The 17,704-nt window shown below is 62.9% G+C and carries 13 protein-coding genes, 3 rRNA genes, 3 pseudogenes and 1 riboswitch; of the genes and pseudogenes, 16 read left to right on the top strand and 3 right to left on the bottom strand.

Features of this window, described 5'->3' with window-relative positions:
- Window positions 1–58 precede the first annotated feature (58 nt).
- The 6 genes from G4G31_RS07580 (at window position 59) to G4G31_RS07570 (ending at window position 2,873) form a co-directional block, all read left to right on the top strand.
- Window positions 59–790 carry an ABC transporter ATP-binding protein gene (locus G4G31_RS07580; protein ID WP_182990908.1) on the top strand — a complete coding sequence of 244 codons (732 nt, stop codon included), beginning with the start codon at window positions 59–61 and terminating at the stop codon, window positions 788–790.
- A complete protein-coding gene (locus tag G4G31_RS25470; protein ID WP_229425442.1) occupies window positions 787–1,362 on the top strand; it encodes a hypothetical protein in 576 nt (191 codons plus the stop codon). The genes G4G31_RS07580 and G4G31_RS25470 overlap by 4 nt, the downstream gene beginning before the upstream one ends.
- Window positions 1,359–1,583, top strand: a complete 225-nt coding sequence (locus G4G31_RS25465) for a hypothetical protein (protein ID WP_229425441.1) — start codon at window positions 1,359–1,361, stop codon at window positions 1,581–1,583. Before G4G31_RS25470 ends, G4G31_RS25465 begins: the two co-directional genes overlap by 4 nt.
- Before the next feature lie 110 nt (window positions 1,584–1,693).
- Window positions 1,694–2,050, top strand: a complete 357-nt coding sequence (locus tag G4G31_RS25460) for a hypothetical protein (protein WP_229425440.1) — start codon at window positions 1,694–1,696, stop codon at window positions 2,048–2,050.
- Window positions 2,023–2,352: a hypothetical protein gene (locus G4G31_RS25455; protein ID WP_229425439.1), complete on the top strand. Its 330-nt coding sequence runs from the start codon at window positions 2,023–2,025 to the stop codon at window positions 2,350–2,352. Before G4G31_RS25460 ends, G4G31_RS25455 begins: the two co-directional genes overlap by 28 nt.
- A 179-nt stretch (window positions 2,353–2,531) precedes the next feature.
- On the top strand, window positions 2,532–2,873 hold the full coding sequence (locus tag G4G31_RS07570; RefSeq protein ID WP_182990907.1) for a DUF1840 domain-containing protein: 342 nt from the start codon (window positions 2,532–2,534) through the stop codon (window positions 2,871–2,873).
- Window positions 2,874–3,232: 359 nt separating this feature from the next.
- Here the strand turns inward: G4G31_RS07570 and rrf are convergent.
- The 3 genes from rrf to G4G31_RS07555 all read right to left on the bottom strand — a co-directional run bounded on the left by rrf (window position 3,233) and on the right by G4G31_RS07555 (window position 8,162).
- Window positions 3,233–3,345: ribosomal RNA gene (rrf, locus tag G4G31_RS07565) — 5S ribosomal RNA — on the bottom strand.
- Between the two features lie 124 nt (window positions 3,346–3,469).
- Window positions 3,470–6,351, bottom strand: a 23S ribosomal RNA gene (locus tag G4G31_RS07560).
- Window positions 6,352–6,629: 278 nt separating this feature from the next.
- Window positions 6,630–8,162 (bottom strand): 16S ribosomal RNA (locus tag G4G31_RS07555).
- Together the 16S, 23S and 5S rRNA genes form the textbook arrangement of a ribosomal RNA operon.
- Window positions 8,163–8,635: 473 nt before the next feature.
- Between G4G31_RS07555 and cobT the strand changes: the two genes are divergently transcribed.
- The 10 genes and pseudogenes from cobT to cbiB form a co-directional block, all read left to right on the top strand.
- Entirely contained in the window at window positions 8,636–9,682 is a 1,047-nt protein-coding gene (cobT, locus tag G4G31_RS07550) for a nicotinate-nucleotide--dimethylbenzimidazole phosphoribosyltransferase (RefSeq protein ID WP_182990906.1), read from the top strand.
- Between the two features lie 3 nt (window positions 9,683–9,685).
- Window positions 9,686–10,465: an adenosylcobinamide-GDP ribazoletransferase gene (locus G4G31_RS07545; RefSeq protein ID WP_182990905.1), complete on the top strand. Its 780-nt coding sequence runs from the start codon at window positions 9,686–9,688 to the stop codon at window positions 10,463–10,465.
- A gap of 37 nt (window positions 10,466–10,502) precedes the next feature.
- Window positions 10,503–11,009, top strand: a complete 507-nt coding sequence (locus tag G4G31_RS07540; protein ID WP_374011281.1) for a histidine phosphatase family protein — start codon at window positions 10,503–10,505, stop codon at window positions 11,007–11,009.
- Between the two features lie 18 nt (window positions 11,010–11,027).
- Window positions 11,028–11,249: riboswitch (cobalamin riboswitch) on the top strand.
- Window positions 11,250–11,312: 63 nt separating this feature from the next.
- Window positions 11,313–11,840, top strand: coding sequence for a TonB-dependent receptor (locus G4G31_RS25450; protein WP_229425438.1), 528 nt, complete (start codon window positions 11,313–11,315; stop codon window positions 11,838–11,840).
- Entirely contained in the window at window positions 11,797–13,224 is a 1,428-nt protein-coding gene (locus G4G31_RS07535) for a TonB-dependent receptor (protein ID WP_229425572.1), read from the top strand. Before G4G31_RS25450 ends, G4G31_RS07535 begins: the two co-directional genes overlap by 44 nt.
- An 11-nt stretch (window positions 13,225–13,235) precedes the next feature.
- Window positions 13,236–14,264, top strand: a complete 1,029-nt coding sequence (locus tag G4G31_RS07530) for an iron ABC transporter permease (protein WP_182990903.1) — start codon at window positions 13,236–13,238, stop codon at window positions 14,262–14,264.
- Between the two features lie 31 nt (window positions 14,265–14,295).
- Window positions 14,296–14,922, top strand: coding sequence for a cob(I)yrinic acid a,c-diamide adenosyltransferase (gene cobO, locus G4G31_RS07525; RefSeq protein WP_182990902.1), 627 nt, complete (start codon window positions 14,296–14,298; stop codon window positions 14,920–14,922).
- Window positions 14,916–16,212: pseudogene (locus tag G4G31_RS07520) on the top strand (cobyrinate a,c-diamide synthase). Before cobO ends, G4G31_RS07520 begins: the two are co-directional and overlap by 7 nt.
- Before the next feature lie 9 nt (window positions 16,213–16,221).
- Window positions 16,222–16,767, top strand: a pseudogene (gene cobU, locus G4G31_RS07515) (bifunctional adenosylcobinamide kinase/adenosylcobinamide-phosphate guanylyltransferase).
- Window positions 16,761–17,694: pseudogene (gene cbiB, locus G4G31_RS07510) on the top strand (adenosylcobinamide-phosphate synthase CbiB); the annotation flags it as partial. The pseudogenes cobU and cbiB, both read left to right, overlap by 7 nt.
- Window positions 17,695–17,704 lie beyond the last annotated feature (10 nt).

Below are 17,704 nucleotides of genomic sequence, written 5' to 3'. Positions count from 1 at the left end.
AGAAGGCGGACGGCGCCGAGCAGGCCGACCAGTTCATCTCCTCGTTCAAGCTGCTCTGATGGCGGACGCACCCGCACTCGTGCTGGCCGGACTGCGGAAGGCCTACGGACGCCCGGCAGTCGATGGCCTGGACCTGACGGTGCGGCGCGGCGAGCTGTATGCCCTGCTGGGACCGAATGGCGCCGGCAAGACCACGACCCTGCGCATGGTGACGGGCCTGGTGGCGCCGGATGCTGGACACGTCGCCGTCTTCGGTATCGACCTCGCGCGCGACCCGGCTGCCGCCAAGCGGCGCATGGCCTATCTGCCGGACGACCCGATGTTGTACGGGAAGCTCAAGCCGACCGAGTACCTCGAATTCGTCGCCGGCCTGTGGGGTGTCGACGCGGAAGTGGCCGAGCCGCGGGCGCGGGCGCTGCTGGCCTGGCTCGACCTGGAAAAGCATGCGCACGAGCTGACCGAGGGTTTTTCGCGCGGCATGAAGCAGAAGCTGGCGCTGGCGGGTGCGCTGATCCACGAACCGGAGCTGCTGATCCTGGACGAACCGCTGACCGGGCTGGATGCCGGCGCCGCGCGCCAGGTGAAGGACCTGCTGCTCTCGCATGTCGAGAAGGGCGGCACGGTCATCCTGACCACCCATATCCTCGAGGTCGCCGAGCGCCTGGCACAGCGCATCGGCATCATCCAGCATGGCCGCCTGATCGCCGAAGGCACGCTCGAGCAGTTGCGCGAACTGGCGCCGGGCGCGACCCTGGAAGACATGTTCCTGCAACTGACGGGCGGCGCATGAAGCTGCGGCCCGGCAGTACCGGATGGCTGCTGCGCCATGAAATGCGGCTGTTCTGGTACGCGACGCTGGGCAGCAGCCACGCCGGTACGCGGCGCACGCGTTGGCGCGTGATCGTGGGTGCGCTGGTATTGTGGACACTGCTGCACCTGGGTGCGCTGGCGCTGCTGCGCACGACCGCTGCCGGGGCAGGCAACCGGCCGGCCACCCTGCTGGCGGCGGTCAGCGTGATCCTGCTGGCGACGGCGCTTTTCATGGTCTCGACTGCGCTGAAAAACAGTGTCGAAACCCTGTTCGACCGCTGCGACATGGACTTGCTGCTGTCTTCGCCGCTCTCCACGCGCAGTGTCTTTGCCGTCAAACTGGCTGGCATGGTACTGGGCGTTGCGGCACTCTACCTGTTTTTCCTGGCGCCTTTCGCCCATGTTGGACTGTTCCTCGGCCAGTTCGACCTGCTGGCCATCTATCCGCTGTTGCTGTCGATGGCGGCGTTGGCCACCTCCGGTGCGATGCTGCTGACCCTGGCGCTGGTGCGCATGTTCGGTGCGCGCCGCACCCGGGTGATCGCCCGGTGATCGGCGCACTCGCCGGCGCCCTGCTGTTCCTGTTGTCGCAGGCGGGAAGCATGATGTCGCAGGGCGATGGCACCGCGCGCAAGACCACCGCCGAGCGGGCGATGGCCGCCGTCGCCACGCTCGGGGAAGGCCATCCGCTCTGGTTGCCGGCGCGTGCAGCGCTGGGGAACCCGGGCGCGGTGGTCCTGATGGCGGCACTTGCCCGGCGGCAGCCTGGCTGACGGTACGCATGACACACGGCTTCTTCGCACGCGGCCTGCAGCTTGCCGCGGGCAGCGGACAAGCTGCCAGCCGTACCCGCGCTGCCCGCTACCGCTTCGGCCGGCCCCTGATGGCCATCGTCGTCGTCAAGGAATGGCGTTTGATTGCGCGTGACCCGCATCTGATTTCGCAGGTGCTGCTGCAGCTTCTGTATCTGCTGCCGCTGTGCCTTGTCGTTTTTCGCGAGGGCAGCCTGCAACTGCCGGGTACGGGGGCGGGACTGACGATGCTCTGCGGTTCGCTGAGCGCTGCGCTGGCGTCGATCATCCTGCTGGCCGAGGAGGCGCCCGACCTCTTGCACACCGCGCCGGCCAACGCCGCTGCCGTGCGCTTTGCGAAACTGGCAGCGGCGGTGATGCCGGTGTTGGCGCTGGTCGCCCTCCCCTGCTCTGGCTCACGGTGCGTGCGCCCGCAGCCGGTGCGCTGACCGCGGCCACGGTCAGCGGCGCGGCCGTCAACGCCGCACTCATCAACCTGTGGACGGGACGGCCGATCGCGCGAGGCGAGTTCCAGAAGCGGGGCAAACGCAATGTCGTCACCACCTTGCTTGAATTGTGCAGCCTGCTGGCCTGGGCTGCGCTGGCGATGTTGCTGTTGAACGCGGCAAGCGGTGCCGAGGTGAACCTTGGTGCGGTTGCCGGCACCGGTGCCGCAGCCGGGATCGCGCTCGGGATGGCGCCGCTGGCTTTCCTGCTGCGCCATCGCGTCGGCCGGGGCTCGCGCGACTAAGAGCGTCTAACAAAACCGTCAGAGCAAGGCGCGGCGACGACGACAGTACATTTGTACGGCTAGGAGCCGCAACGCGGCTATGGCGGTTTTGTTAGGCGCTCTAACTGTGTGCGGGCCGTGACCGTCTCGGGTAGTCGTGTTATCGTTTAGTTACGACAAAAACACGACGAGAACGCATTATGTTAATCACTTTTAAATGCAAGGCCTATCCTGACGTGATGATGTATCAGGATCATGCCAAACGGATCCTGGACCTGCTGGGCAAGGAACCGGAGATCGGTGTCATCACTTCGGAAGAAGCTGGCCGTGCGGCCCAGTTGCTGGAAAACGAGATCGAAGAGAGCCGCAAGCACCCGTCGAGCGACGAGGTCGAGCAGGACGTTAAAGCGCATACGGGCGATGATGATGACACGGATCATGAGCAGGCCCAGGTCGTGAGCTTCTCGACCCGCGCTTACCCGATGCTGGAAATGCTGCGATCGGCGCGGGATCACAAGGCTGACATTCTGTGGGGTGTTTGATCAGGTGACGAATGCGCTGTGTCTTGAAGCGGCGTGTTCCGACTGACCATGTCTTGCCTTTGAGACGAGGGAAGCCCTGCCACATTGGCGGGGCTTTTTCTTCGAGCGTGCATTTGCCGAGAATTGAAGCGCGGCAGTTCCGGAGAAGGCGGCTGTCGGCGCAGTCTTGACGTAGCCAATCCCTGCATGGGCGACGCAGCTCGGCCATCGAGACCAATCAGGGATCCAAAAACAGCCGCCCGAACGCGAGAAAACCCCGCAGAGGTGAGGATCCACAGTATGGACATGAACCGGCGGCGTTTTTTCAAGACGAAAAAAAACCCGCTGATCGCAATCAGCGGGTTTTTCTCTTATAACTAGCCTGACGATAACCTACTTTCACACTGGTTGCAGCACTATCATCGGCGCAAAGTCGTTTCACGGTCCTGTTCGGGATGGGAAGGGGTGGGACCGACTTGCTATGGTCATCAGGCATGACTTGTACGAGCATCGTTTCCCTTGTGGGTAACGCTACTCTGAATCTGGAAGAAGTAAGTGGTAGCAGCTGTATCAACAAACAGCGCTGTATTCTTGAATCCATATCCTGCTAAGGTTATAGGGACAAGCCGTACGGGCAATTAGTACTGGTTAGCTTAATGCATTACTGCACTTCCACACCCAGCCTATCAACGTCCCGGTCTCGAACGACCCTTCAAGGAGCTCAAGGCTCCGGGAAATCTCATCTCAAGGCAAGTTTCCCGCTTAGATGCTTTCAGCGGTTATCTCTTCCGAACTTAGCTACCCGGCAATGCCACTGGCGTGACAACCGGTACACCAGAGGTTCGTCCACTCCGGTCCTCTCGTACTAGGGAGCAGCCCCTTCAAATTTCCAACGCCCACGGCAGATAGGGGACCAAACTGTCTCACGACGTTTTAAACCCAGCTCACGTACCACTTTAAATGGCGAACAGCCATACCCTTGGGACCGGCTACAGCCCCGGGATGTGATGAGCCGACATCGAGGTGCCAAACTCCCCGTCGATATGAACTCTTGGGAGGAATCAGCCTGTTATCCCCAGAGTACCTTTTTATCCGTTGAGCGATGGTCCTTCCATACAGAACCACCGGATCACTATGTCCTACTTTCGTACCTGCTCGACTTGTCGGTCTCGCAGTTAAGCACGCTTATGCCATTGCACTATTAGCACGATGTCCGACCGTACCTAGCGTACCTTCGAACTCCTCCGTTACACTTTAGGAGGAGACCGCCCCAGTCAAACTGCCTACCATGCACTGTCCCCGATCCGGATAACGGACCAAGGTTAGAACCTCAAACAAACCCAGGGTGGTATTTCAAGGATGGCTCCACGAGAACTGGCGTCCCCCCGCTTCAAAGCCTCCCACCTATCCTACACAGATTGGTTCAAAGTCCAATGCAAAGCTACAGTAAAGGTTCATGGGGTCTTTCCGTCTAGCCGCGGGTAGATTGCATCATCACAAACATTTCAACTTCGCTGAGTCTCGGGAGGAGACAGTGTGGCCATCGTTACGCCATTCGTGCAGGTCGGAACTTACCCGACAAGGAATTTCGCTACCTTAGGACCGTTATAGTTACGGCCGCCGTTTACTGGGACTTCAATCAAGAGCTTGCACCCCATCATTTAATCTTCCAGCACCGGGCAGGCGTCACACCCTATACGTCCACTTTCGTGTTTGCAGAGTGCTGTGTTTTTATTAAACAGTCGCAGCCACCAGTTTATTGCAACCCTTTCACCCTTCCACAGTAAAGTGGTCAAGCTACCGGGGCGTACCTTTTCCCGAAGTTACGGTACCAATTTGCCGAGTTCCTTCTCCCGAGTTCTCTCAAGCGCCTTAGAATACTCATCTCGCCCACCTGTGTCGGTTTGCGGTACGGTCTCGTATGACTGAAGCTTAGAGGCTTTTCTTGGAACCACTTCCGATTGCTTCGCAGCACAAGGCCGCTCGTCCCACTCCCTTGAATTACGCACCCGGATTTGCCTAAGTGCCTTCTATGAAGCAGAAACTGACTATTCCAACAGTCAGACAACCTTCCGCGATCCGTCCCCCCATCGCATCATACGACGGTGCAGGAATATTAACCTGCTTCCCATCAGCTACGCATCTCTGCCTCGCCTTAGGGGCCGACTCACCCTGCTCCGATGAACGTTGAACAGGAAACCTTGGGCTTACGGCGTGCGGGCTTTTCACCCGCATTATCGCTACTCATGTCAGCATTCGCACTTCTGATACCTCCAGCATCCTTTACAAGACACCTTCGCAGGCTTACAGAACGCTCTCCTACCATATGCATAAATGCATATCCGCAGCTTCGGTGACTGGCTTAGCCCCGTTACATCTTCCGCGCAGGACGACTCGATCAGTGAGCTATTACGCTTTCTTTAAATGATGGCTGCTTCTAAGCCAACATCCTGACTGTTTTAGCCTTCCCACTTCGTTTTCCACTTAGCCAATCTTTGGGACCTTAGCTGGCGGTCTGGGTTGTTTCCCTCTTGACGCCGGACGTTAGCACCCGACGTCTGTCTCCCAAGCTCGCACTCATCGGTATTCGGAGTTTGCAATGGTTTGGTAAGTCGCAATGACCCCCTAGCCATAACAGTGCTCTACCCCCGATGGTGATACTTGAGGCACTACCTAAATAGTTTTCGGAGAGAACCAGCTATTTCCAAGTTTGTTTAGCCTTTCACCCCCCCTACCCACAGCTCATCCCCTAATTTTTCAACATTAGTGGGTTCGGACCTCCGGGGCGTGTTACCGCACCTTCATCCCGGTCATGGGTAGATCACTTGGTTTCGGGTCTACACCCAGCGACTGTCGCCCTGTTCGGACTCGATTTCTCTACGGCTCCCCTATTCGGTTAACCTCGCCACTGAATGTAAGTCGCTGACCCATTATACAAAGGTACGCCGTCACGGAACAAGTCCGCTCCGACTGTTTGTATGCACACGGTTTCAGGATCTATTTCACTCCCCTCCCGGGGTTCTTTTCGCCTTTCCCTCACGGTACTGGTTCACTATCGGTCGATTACGAGTATTTAGCCTTGGAGGATGGTCCCCCATGTTCAGACAGGATTTCTCGTGTCCCGCCCTACTTGTCGTACGCTTAGTACCACCGTCTGAATTTCGTGTAAGGGGCTATCACCCTCTATGGCCGGAGTTTCCAATCCGTTCCACTATCCAGTCGACTATCACGTACAGGCTCTTCCCATTTCGCTCGCCACTACTTTGGGAATCTCGGTTGATTTCTTTTCCTGCAGCTACTTAGATGTTTCAGTTCGCCGCGTTCGCTTTGCATGCCTATGTATTCAGCATGCAATGACCTAAAAGAACCGGGTTTCCCCATTCGGAAATCTGCGGATCAAAGTGTGTTTGCTCACTCCCCGCAGCTTATCGCAAGCTACTACGTCCTTCATCGCCTGTAATCGCCAAGGCATCCACCATGTGCACTTATTCGCTTGTCCCTATAACGTTAGCCCCTGGTTCGCACCGGGGAGCGTCATAGTTCAAGGAGTACAGCTTGTTGCATGTTTGTTGATACTTTTACTACTACCCTAAGTGTGCTCACTCATCATTGCTGATGCGTTTGCACGCTTAAAAAAAACTTTACTTCTTCCAGATTGTTAAAGAACAATAACTACACTTAGCTCAAGCTTTCCGCTTCAGCTAAATACAGTTCTTATTGACAGTCGATAAGTGTGAACGCTTGATGATGGAGCGTTAGCTCCCGGTGCTACTCTAGAAAGGAGGTGATCCAGCCGCACCTTCCGATACGGCTACCTTGTTACGACTTCACCCCAGTCACGAATCCTACCGTGGTAAGCGCCCCCCTTGCGGTTAAGCTACCTACTTCTGGTAAAACCCGCTCCCATGGTGTGACGGGCGGTGTGTACAAGACCCGGGAACGTATTCACCGCGGCATGCTGATCCGCGATTACTAGCGATTCCAACTTCACGCAGTCGAGTTGCAGACTGCGATCCGGACTACGATACACTTTCTGGGATTAGCTCCCCCTCGCGGGTTGGCGGCCCTCTGTATGTACCATTGTATGACGTGTGAAGCCCTACCCATAAGACCATGAGGACTTGACGTCATCCCCACCTTCCTCCGGTTTGTCACCGGCAGTCTCATTAGAGTGCTCTTGCGTAGCAACTAATGACAAGGGTTGCGCTCGTTGCGGGACTTAACCCAACATCTCACGACACGAGCTGACGACAGCCATGCAGCACCTGTGTTCAGGTTCCCTTTCGGGCACTCCCTGATCTCTCAAGGATTCCTGACATGTCAAGGGTAGGTAAGGTTTTTCGCGTTGCATCGAATTAATCCACATCATCCACCGCTTGTGCGGGTCCCCGTCAATTCCTTTGAGTTTTAATCTTGCGACCGTACTCCCCCAGCGGTCTACTTCACGCGTTAGCTGCGTTACCAAGTTAATTAAAACCCGACAACTAGTAGACATCGTTTAGGGCGTGGACTACCGGGGTATCTAATCCTGTTTGCTCCCCACGCTTTCGTGCATGAGCGTCAATCTTGACCCGGGGGGCTGCCTTCGCCATCGGTGTTCCTCCACATCTCTACGCATTTCACTGCTACACGTGGAATTCTACCCCCCTCTGCCAGATTCAAGCCTTGCAGTCTCCATCGCAATTCCCGTGGTTGAGCCCGGGGCTTTCACGACAGACTTACAAAACCGCCTGCGCACGCTTTACGCCCAGTAATTCCGATTAACGCTTGCACCCTACGTATTACCGCGGCTGCTGGCACGTAGTTAGCCGGTGCTTATTCTTCAGGTACCGTCATTAGCAGAGGATATTAGCCCCCACCGTTTCTTCCCTGACAAAAGAGCTTTACAACCCGAAGGCCTTCTTCACTCACGCGGCATTGCTGGATCAGGCTTGCGCCCATTGTCCAAAAATTCCCCACTGCTGCCTCCCGTAGGAGTCTGGACCGTGTCTCAGTTCCAGTGTGGCTGGTCGTCCTCTCAGACCAGCTACTGATCGTCGCCTTGGTAGGCCTTTACCCTACCAACTAGCTAATCAGATATCGGCCGCTCCAGGGCACACAAGGCCTTGCGGTCCCCTGCTTTCATCCATAGATCGTATGCGGTATTAGCGTAACTTTCGCTACGTTATCCCCCACTCTTGGGTACGTTCCGATATATTACTCACCCGTTCGCCACTCGCCACCAGGCCGAAGCCCGTGCTGCCGTTCGACTTGCATGTGTAAAGCATGCCGCCAGCGTTCAATCTGAGCCAGGATCAAACTCTTCAGTTCAATCTCTGTTTGTTGACACTTTCGTGTCATCCGCTATTGCTAGCGGAGTCGCTCACTCAAGATACTGACCGTTATCTCATTGCTGAGACAACGCTTAATACTTTTGTGAACATTTGATAATTTAAGTAATCAGCTGAACTAGTCAGCTGGCACCTTCATCAAACGCCCACACTTATCGACTGTTAATTGTTAAAGAACTTTGGCTCCCGCCGAGGGCGGTACTGCCTTGCTGCTTTGTCGCGAATCGTTTTGTTCGTCAGCAGCAGAGAAGTGAGATTATGCAGTGTTTCGTTTGCGTCGTCAACTTCTTTTTTTCCTCTTCTTCGCCTGTTGCATACTTAACTACTTGATTTCGTTAACGTTTTGCACTGAGCGCCGAAGCGGAGGCGAATCATAACAAAGCCGCAGGCAGCTTGCAAGCCCCTCGCCTGTGCTATCTTTGCGCGGCCCGTTCACTATATAAAACGACAACAATGTTTATTCCCGCTGTGTTTCCTATCGAGAATCCCAAACTGTCCAAGTCGCTTGCCCTTGCCGTCGACAATAAGACCAAACCGCTCGGAAGCCTGGGGCGCCTGGAAGCACTGGCAATACAGGTTGGCCTGATCCAGGAATCGGCCCAGCCGCATATCGATACCCCTGCCATGCTCGTGTTCGCCGGCGACCACGGCATTGTTGCCGAGGGTGTTTCCGCCTATCCGCAGGAAGTAACCTGGCAGATGGTCGAGAACTTCCTCGCCGGCGGTGCGGCCATCAATGTGTTCGCACGCCAGAACGGCTGGACCATCCAGGTCATCGATGCAGGCGTAAACCACGTATTCGGCCAACGCGCCGGACTACTCAACCGCAAGGTGGCGGCCGGTACCCGCAATTTCGCCAGGGAAGCGGCCATGTCGCCTGACGAGTGTGCGCAGGCGATGGAAGGCGGCATGGCACTCGTGCGCGACTTGCCGGGGAACGTGGTGGGTTTTGGCGAGATGGGCATCGGGAACACCAGCTCCGCCGCGGCGCTGATGCACAAGCTGAGCGGCATCCCGCTCGCCAGCTGCGTCGGTGCGGGCACCGGCCTGGCGCCAAGTGGCGTCCTGCATAAACAGAAGGTGCTGCAAGCGGCTATCGAGTTGCATCGCGACGTCTCCGCACCGCTCGACGTGCTGGCCACCTTCGGCGGCTTCGAAATCGCGACGATGGCCGGCGCCATGCTGCAGGCGGCGCACCTGCGCAAGGTGCTGCTGATCGACGGCTTCATCGTCACGAGTGCCCTGCTCGTTGCGGCGCGCCTGCAGCCCGCCATCCTCGACTACTGCGTGTTTGCGCACTGTTCCAGCGAACATGGACACCGCTTGATGCTGGAGCACCTGGGCGCCCAGCCCTTGCTGCAACTGGGCTTGCGCCTGGGCGAAGGCACCGGCAGCGCCCTCGCCTTGCCCCTGCTGCACGCGGCTGTGAACTTCCTGAACGAGATGGCGACCTTTGCATCGGCCGAAGTCAGTACCCAGGCCGGCACCGGCGCGGCATAAGCCATGCAGCAGCTGCGCCTGTTCTTCATCGCCCTGCAGTTCTTCACGCGGCTGCCGATCCCGCGCTGGGTCGGCTTCCAGCCCGAGTGGCTGCACCATGCGTCGCGCTACTTCCCCCTGGTCGGCTGGGTAGTGGGCGCTATCGCGGCTGCCGTGTACGCGCTCGCCGCGCTCGTGCTGCCCGCGCCAGTAGCGGCGGTGCTATCGACCGCGGCGTCGATCTACCTCACCGGCGCCTTCCACGAAGATGGCTTCGCCGATACCTGCGACGGTTTCGGTGGCGGCCTGACGCGCGAGCGCGTGCTCGAGATCATGAAGGATTCGCGGGTCGGCGCCTACGGTGCGATCGGCATCGCCTGCATGCTCGGGCTGAAATGCACGGCGCTGGCGATGCTGCCGCCCGCCGGCGCCATCGCCGCGCTGCTGCTGGCGCACCCGATCTCGCGCCTGGCCGCAACGAGCCTGATCTGGCGCATGACCTACGCCCGCGGCGAAGGCAAGTCCAAGCCGCTCGCGCAGGAAATAAGCGGCGGCGAATTCGGCATCGCCTCGGCGACCGCGCTGCTTCCCGCCGCCGCGATGGTGGCGTACGGCGTGTTCACGCCCTGGGCGATCGGCGGCGCCCTCGTCGCCGCAGCCTGCGCCGCCTTCTGGCTGGCACGTATCTTCCAGGCGCGCATTGGAGGCTATACGGGTGACTGCCTCGGGGCCGTACAGCAGCTGGCCGAGGTGGCCGTGTACCTGGCGGTGCTCGCGAGCTTCAAGCACGGCGCACTGGCTTAGTATGCGGCTGTTCCTGGTACGCCATCCACGGCCGGATATGCTCCCCGGCCTGTGCTACGGCAGCAGCGATGTGGAGGCAGACGAAGCGCAGGCCATGCAGGTTCACGCTGCACTGCGCGCCCAAGGCCTGCCCGGCAGCATGCCTGTATATGCCAGCCCGCTGCGCCGCTGCGCCGAGCTGGCGCGCCGACTGGGCCCGGCGCCCGTGTTCGATGCACGCCTGTCCGAGATGGACTTCGGCAGCTGGGAGATGCGCAGCTGGGACGCAATTCCTCGCGCCGAAGTCGACGCCTGGGCCGCCGACCTGCTGCGCTACCGTCCCGGCGGCGGCGAAAGCGTGCTGCAGGTGGCAGAGCGGGTGGCGGCATTCCGGCGCGACCTGCGTGCGCGCGGCCACGCGCAAGCGCTGGTGCTCTGCCACGCCGGCACCATTCGCCTGTTGTCCGCCCTGCAGGGCGGCCAGTCACTCGAGATGGCCGCGCTGCAGGCGGCGAGTACCCCACACCAGGTCGGTTATGGCGAAGTCATCTTGCTGAAAGACTGACAACGCCGGGACGACACCGTATAATCGTCCTGTTTTGGTGCTCGCGCCTGTGTCCACAGGTGCAGTTAAACGGGAAACACGAAGCCTGCTTTGCAAGCCAACGTGTGCTGCCCCCGCAACGGTAAGCAAGTGCCGCGTTCACGCGGCAAACCGTCTACCCAGACCACTGTGCGTTTGCATGGGAAGGTCGGACGGCCCCACTTGCCAGCCCGGATACCGGCCAAAAGGTGGAGGCGCGCGTGCGCGCTTCTGTTCAATCTGGCCTACGGGGACGTGGGCTGGTTGTCCAACCCATACTTCGTCATGCACTTTCACCGTACCCGGCAAGCGGCCGCCTCGTCGCTTGTCTTCGCCATGCTTGCGCCTTTCGCGCAGGCCTCCGCCCACCCTTCCGCCGATGCCGTAACGGACGCCGTAACGGACGCCGTATCGGACGCCACCATCGATACCGTCGTCGTCACCGCGACACGCACGCCGCAACGCGCGGCCGACGTCATCGCCCAGACGACCGTCATCGAGGCTGAGGAAATCGCGCGCCTTGGGGCTGGCTCGGTCGCCGATGTGCTGCAGCGCCAGCCCGGCATCGAAATCACCCGCAACGGCAGTGCCGGCGCCAGCACCAGCGTCTACCTGCGCGGGGCCAACAGCAACCAGGTCGTCGTCCTGCTCGACGGCGTGCGCATCGGCTCGTCCACCAGCGGCGTCGCCAGCTGGAATGCGATTCCGCTGGAAGCGATCGAGCGCATCGAAGTCGTCTACGGGCCGCTGAGCACCCTGTACGGTGCCGATGCGATCGGCGGCGTCATCCAGATCTTCACGCGCAAGGGGTGAAGCCGGCCTGGCGGCCACCGCCGCGCTCGGCGCCGGCAGCGATGCCACACGCCAGGCCAGCGCCAGCATTGCCGGCGCCAGTGGTGGCGAGCATGCCGTCAGCTACGCGCTCGGGGCCGGCCACGAAGAATCCGAAGGCTTCTCCGCCACCAAACCGGGTGCCTTTGGCTACAACCCGGACGACGACGGCTACCGCCGCAGCAGCGTGCATGGCCGCGTAGGGGTCCTGCTCGCGCCTGGCCACGAAGCCGGCGTCCAGTTCCTGCACAGCCGCCTGCGCGCCCAGTACGACAGCGGTGCCGGCAGCTTCGACACGAACAATCGCCAGGACCTGAACAGCGCCTCGCTCCACATGAGCAACCGCTTCCTGCCGAACTGGCAGAGCACCGTGCAGCTGGCGCGCTCCGAGGACAAGCTGGGCAGCTTTGCCAACGCGACGGCCAGCGGCACCAGCCAGATCGACACCCGCCAGGACGAACTGACCTGGCAAAACACGATCACGCTCGGCACCGACCGCCTGCAGCTGCTGGCCGCCCATCGCAAGGAAGCGGTGGAAGCGAGCGCCACCCGCGCCTTGGGGCGCGAACGCATCACGAATTCCTATGCCGCGGCCTATGCGCTGCGCCGCGCGCGCCACCTGTTCGATGTCAGCGCGCGCCAGGACCGCTCGGACTACGGTGCCAGGAACACGGGTGCCGCCGGTTACGGCTACGACTTCGGCGGTGGATTGCGCGCCAGCGCCAGCGTCGGTACCAGTTTCCGCGCCCCGACCTTCAATGAGCTGTACTACCCGGGCTATGGGGTCGAATCGAACCAGCCGGAACGCGGCCGCAACGCCGAACTGGGCCTGCGCTACGACAGCTCCCTTGTCCAGTTGGACGCCACCTGGTTCCGTAACCGCCTGACCGACATGATCGTGACCGCTACGCCCTGCCCTGACCAGAGGGACGGCCGCACCGGGAGCTGCGCCTACAACGTGGCGTCGGCCACGCTCGAAGGCGTCACGCTGGCGGGCGGCACCCGCATCGGCGCGCTGAACCTGCGTGCTAGTCTCGACTGGCAGGATCCGCAGGATGAGGGCACCGGCAAGCGCCTGGCGCGCCGCGCCGGCAAGCATGCCAACTTCAGCGCCGCGTATCGCGCCGGCAGCCTGGACCTTGGTGCCGAATGGGTGCTGTCCGGCGAGCGCTTCGACGACGCGGCCAACCTGCGCCGTCTCGGCGGCTATGGCCTGCTCAACCTGTACGCGACCTGGCGCATCAATGCCGACTTCTCGCTGCTGGCACGCGTCAACAACGCCGCCGACAAGTCATACGAGCTGGCGCGCAACTATGGCAGCGGTGGCCGCAGCTGGTTCGCCGGCCTGCGCTACGGTATCCGTTAAGGTTGGCGCCTGTGAGCACGCCCCTCAGCCTGCCGCCGCAACGACGCGCCTTTCTAGTCACCGGTTCGCTGCTGCTGGTCGCCCTTGCCGCCCTGCTGTATGCGGGCATGACCGGTTCCATCGCGGTGGCGGTGGCCGAGGTACCGGCGGCGCTGGGCCAGCTGTTCGAGGGCCGGCCGCAGTCGCTGGCCGCCTCGCTGCTCGAGCTGCGTGCCGGGCGCGCACTGGTTGCCTTTGCCACCGGCAGTGCGCTGGTTCCGGCCGGGGTGCTGATGCAGGCCTTGCTGCGCAATCCCCTGGCCGACCCCTACATCCTCGGCATCTCGGCGGGCGCCTCCGTGGGCGCGCTGGCCGCGATGCTGTTGATGTGCGCGATGGCGACGGTGGAGATGGCGGCGGTCGGCGGCGCCATCGCCGTGTCGATGCTGCTGTATGCGCTGGCGCGGCACGACCTGCGCGGCGGCGCCGGCGCGGCTGGCGGCACGTCGACGCTGCTGCTCACGGGCGTCATCATTTCCTCGCTGTGCGTGGCCCTGATCACGCTGATGCTGTCGATTGCGCCCGAAAGCCGGCTGCGCAGCATGGTGTTCTGGATGATCGGCGACGTCGCCGGCGCACCAGTGCGCGCGCTGCCCTGGATCGTGCTGGCGGGCGCGCTGCTGTTCGCCCTGCGCAATGCGCGCGGCATGAACGTGATGGCCCTGCATGCGGAAAGCGCGGTGACGCTGGGCGTGCAGGTCGGCAGCCTGCGGCGCTCGCTCTTTCTCGTTTCCGGGATCCTGACCGCCAGCGCCGTCACCAGCGCCGGATCGATCGGCTTCGTCGGCCTGATCGTGCCGCACGCCTGCCGCTTCGCCTTCGGTCCCGATCACCGGGTGCTGGTTCCCGCTGCCGCGCTTGCCGGCGGCAGTTTCCTGGTCCTGTGCGACACGCTCGCACGCACCGTCGTCGCGCCCCAGCAGCTGCCGGTCGGCGCCGTCACCGCCATCATCGGCGCCCCCATCTTTCTCTACCAATTGCATCGCCTGCGCCGCGGCTAGCGCCGGCACAGACACCCAACGGAGCCCCAGCATGAACGACATGACACCCGAACAGACGGCCGCCCTGAACGAACGCCACCGCGTGCGCATGGAGCGCAAGAAGGCCATCATCGACGCGCGCATCGCCGCGGCCGACAAGGAGATCGGCCTCATCATCGTCAACACCGGCAACGGCAAGGGCAAGAGCTCGAGCGCCTTCGGGATGGTGGCGCGCGCGCTCGGCCATGGCATGCGCGTGGGGGTGGTCCAGTTCATCAAGGGCGCGATGTCGACCGGCGAGGAACTGTTCCTGCGCCGCTTCCCCGAGGAGGTGAGCTTCCACGCCATGGGCGAAGGCTATACCTGGGAAACCCAGAACCGCGAACGCGACATGGCCAAGGCTGCAGAGGCCTGGGCGCAGGCGAAACGCTTCCTTGCCGACCCCGCGGTCAAGCTGGTCGTGCTCGACGAATTGAACATCGCCCTGAAGTACCGCTACCTCGACCTCGATACCGTCATCGGCGACCTGCTCGAGCGCCCGCCGCTGCAGCACGTCGTCATCACCGGCCGCGGCGCGCCGCCGGAACTGGTGGCGGTGGCCGATACCGTCACCGAGATGAACGTGGTGAAGCACGCTTTCGCGGCCGGCATCGTCGCCCAGGCGGGTACCGAATGGTAAGCGGCGCGCGCATGGTGCTGGTGGCGGCCATGGCCTCAGGCCGGGGCAAGACCACGGTCACGGCCGCCCCGGCACGCAGCCTGGTACGGTCCGGCCAGCGCGTGCGCGTGTTCAAGTGCGGCCCGGATTTCATCGACCCGATGCTGCTCGAACGTGCCTGCGGCGCGCCAGTCCACACGCTCGACCTGTGGATGGTCGGCCTGGAGGAATGCCGGCGCCGCCTGGCCGAGGCCGCGCGCGAGGCCGACGCCGTGCTGGTGGAGGGTGTGATGGGCCTGTACGACGGCAACCCGTCGGCGGCGGACCTGGCGCGCGCATTCGACATGCCGGTGCTGGCCGTCATCGACGCTTCGGCGATGGCGCAAACGGCGGGCGCGGTGGCGCGCGGCCTGCGCGACTATGGCCCGGTGCAGCTGGCCGGCGTGATCGCGAACCGCATCGCCAGTAGCGGGCACGCGCAGATGGTCGCGCAATCGCTGCGCGACATTGCGCTGCTCGGCGCGCTGGGGCGCCAGCCGACGCCGCTGCCCGAACGCCATCTCGGCCTGGTGCTGCCGAACGAACTACCGCAGCTCGACGCCCTGCTCGACGAGCTGGCCGATGCGCTGCAACTGGACGCGCTGGCGTGGGAGGCGCTACCGCGGCTGCTGCCGCAGGCCGATGCACCCGAGCCGATCGCGCCCCTGCTGGCGGGCCGCACCATCGCCATCGCGCGCGACGCGGCTTTCGCCTTCCTGTATCCGGCCAACCTCGATACCTTGCGCGCGCTCGGTGCCGAACTGGTCTTCTTCTCGCCGCTGGCGGACGATGCGGTTCCCGCGGCAGCCGATGCCGTCTACCTGCCCGGCGGATATCCGGAACTGCATGCGGCCACGCTGTCGAACGCAATGCGCTGGCGTGCCTCGATCCGTGCGGCACTGGATGCCGGCATGCCGATCCTGGCCGAATGCGGCGGCATGATGGCCCTGGCCGACGAGCTGGTCGACGCCGACGGCGCGCGCTGGCCGATGGCAGGCCTGCTGGCTGGCAGCGTCCAGATGCAACAGCGCCTGGCTGGCCTGGGTGCCCAGGCGCTGGCGACCGAGGCCGGCGAGCTGCGCGGCCATACTTTTCACTATTCGCGCATGGAGACGGCGCTGGCGCCAAGCGGGCACACGCGGCGCAATCCGTCCGGCACCGAGGGCGAAGCCGTGTACCGGGTCGGCTCGCTCACCGCCTCCCTATTTCCACGGCTACTTCGCCTCGAACCCGCAGGCCGTGGCCAGCCTGTTCACGCGGGCCACGGCATGAGCTGCACCCCTGATCCTGGGCGGCGCCCGTTCCGGCAAACGCGCTGGCCGAACGCATCGCGCACGAGGCCGGGCGGCCGGTGAGCTATATCGCTACCGCACAAGCAGGTGACGGCGAGATGCGGGCCCGCGTCGCCCTGCACCGCGCGCGGCGCCCGGCCACTGGCGCACGGTCGAAGAAACGCTGGGACTGGCCGGCGCGCTGCGTACGGCCTGCGCGGACGATGGCCTGGTGATTGTCGACTGCCTGACGCTATGGCTGACCAACCTGATGCTGGCTGGCGGCGAGGCGGTGCCGGAGGTCGGCGCTTTCAAGCTGCCGCCGCGTTTCGATACCGAGCGTACCGCCTTGCTCGACGCCCTCGACGCGGGCCTGCCCGGCGAGCTGCTGCTGGTATCGAACGAGGTCGGCATGGGGATCGTGCCGATGGGGGCGCTCGCGCGCCGCTTCGCCGACGAAGCCGGCTGGCTGAACCAGGCGGTGGCCGCGCGGGCGGACCGGGTCATCCCGGTGGCTGCCGGGTTGCCACTGGTGCTCAAGGGCGCGCCATGCTGAGCGGACTGTCCCTCGCGAACCTCGCCTGGCTGCTGATGCTGGGCGTGCTCCTCGACCTGCTGCTGGGGAAGCGCGGCGCTGGCATCCGCTGGTCGGCTTCGGCAAGGTCGCGGGTCTGCTCGAGGACAGGTTAAATCGCGGCGCGTTGCGCATCGGACGCGGCGCCCGGGCTGGTCGCTGGCCGTGCTGCCGGCGACCGCGCTGGCAGGGGCCATCCTGTCCCGGCTGCCATCGGATATCAGCCTGCTCGGGCATGCGCTGCTGCTGTACTTTTGCCTGGGCCTGCGCAGCCTGCGCGAGCATACCTTGCCGATCCACGCGGCGCTGTGCGGCGGCGACTTGCCAAAAGCACGCATGCTGACCGGGCGTATCGTCAGCCGCGATACGGCGCACGAAGACGCCTCCAACCTGGCGCGCGCCGGGGCCGAGTCGCTGCTTGAAAACGGCAACGACGCCGTCTTCGGCACCCTGTTCTGGTTCCTGCTGGCCGGCGGGCCCGGTGCACTGCTATTCCGCCTGGCGAATACGCTCGACGCCATGTGGGGCTACCGCAATGAACGCTACAACCTGTTCGGCAGGATGGCTGCACGCGTGGACGATGCACTCAACTTCGTGCCGGCACGCCTGACCGCCCTCACCTATCTGCTGCTGGCGCCCGCCGGCGGCCAGCTGCGCGCCTGGCATTGCTGGCGCACCCGGGCGCCCGCATGGAGCAGTCCGAACGCCGGGCCGGTAATGGCCAGCGGCGCGGGAGCCCTCGGCATCGCGCTCGGCGGCGCCGCCCGGTATGGCGGCGTATTGGAAGATCGCCCGCCGCTGGGAATCGGTCCCGCGGCGGCACCTGCAGATATCCTGCGCGCCTGGCAGCTGGTGCTGCGCGGCGTCGTCCTGTGGCTGGCCGCATTTGCCTGCCTGGCCCTGCTGGTTTGGGGGGATG

The organism is Massilia sp. Se16.2.3 (genome assembly GCF_014171595.1).
Taxonomy (GTDB): domain Bacteria; phylum Pseudomonadota; class Gammaproteobacteria; order Burkholderiales; family Burkholderiaceae_D; genus Telluria.
The sequence above is the reverse complement of the archived record's forward strand: the minus strand, read 5'-3'. Positions and strand labels throughout refer to the sequence as shown.

What these genes read in the sequence shown, in the direction of transcription:
- cobO (WP_182990902.1), top strand. Translation starts at nt 14,296, where the DNA reads ATGAACGACATGACACCCGAACAGACGGCCGCCCTGAACGAACGCCAC.
- G4G31_RS07580 (WP_182990908.1), top strand. Translation starts at nt 59, where the DNA reads ATGGCGGACGCACCCGCACTCGTGCTGGCCGGACTGCGGAAGGCCTAC.
- G4G31_RS07570 (WP_182990907.1), top strand. Translation starts at nt 2,532, where the DNA reads ATGTTAATCACTTTTAAATGCAAGGCCTATCCTGACGTGATGATGTAT.
- G4G31_RS25450 (WP_229425438.1), top strand. Translation starts at nt 11,313, where the DNA reads ATGCACTTTCACCGTACCCGGCAAGCGGCCGCCTCGTCGCTTGTCTTC.
- G4G31_RS25470 (WP_229425442.1), top strand. Translation starts at nt 787, where the DNA reads ATGAAGCTGCGGCCCGGCAGTACCGGATGGCTGCTGCGCCATGAAATG.
- G4G31_RS07535 (WP_229425572.1), top strand. Translation starts at nt 11,797, where the DNA reads ATGCGATCGGCGGCGTCATCCAGATCTTCACGCGCAAGGGGTGAAGCC.
- cobT (WP_182990906.1), top strand. Translation starts at nt 8,636, where the DNA reads ATGTTTATTCCCGCTGTGTTTCCTATCGAGAATCCCAAACTGTCCAAG.
- G4G31_RS07540 (WP_374011281.1), top strand. Translation starts at nt 10,503, where the DNA reads ATGCTCCCCGGCCTGTGCTACGGCAGCAGCGATGTGGAGGCAGACGAA.
- G4G31_RS07545 (WP_182990905.1), top strand. Translation starts at nt 9,686, where the DNA reads ATGCAGCAGCTGCGCCTGTTCTTCATCGCCCTGCAGTTCTTCACGCGG.
- G4G31_RS25460 (WP_229425440.1), top strand. Translation starts at nt 1,694, where the DNA reads ATGGCCATCGTCGTCGTCAAGGAATGGCGTTTGATTGCGCGTGACCCG.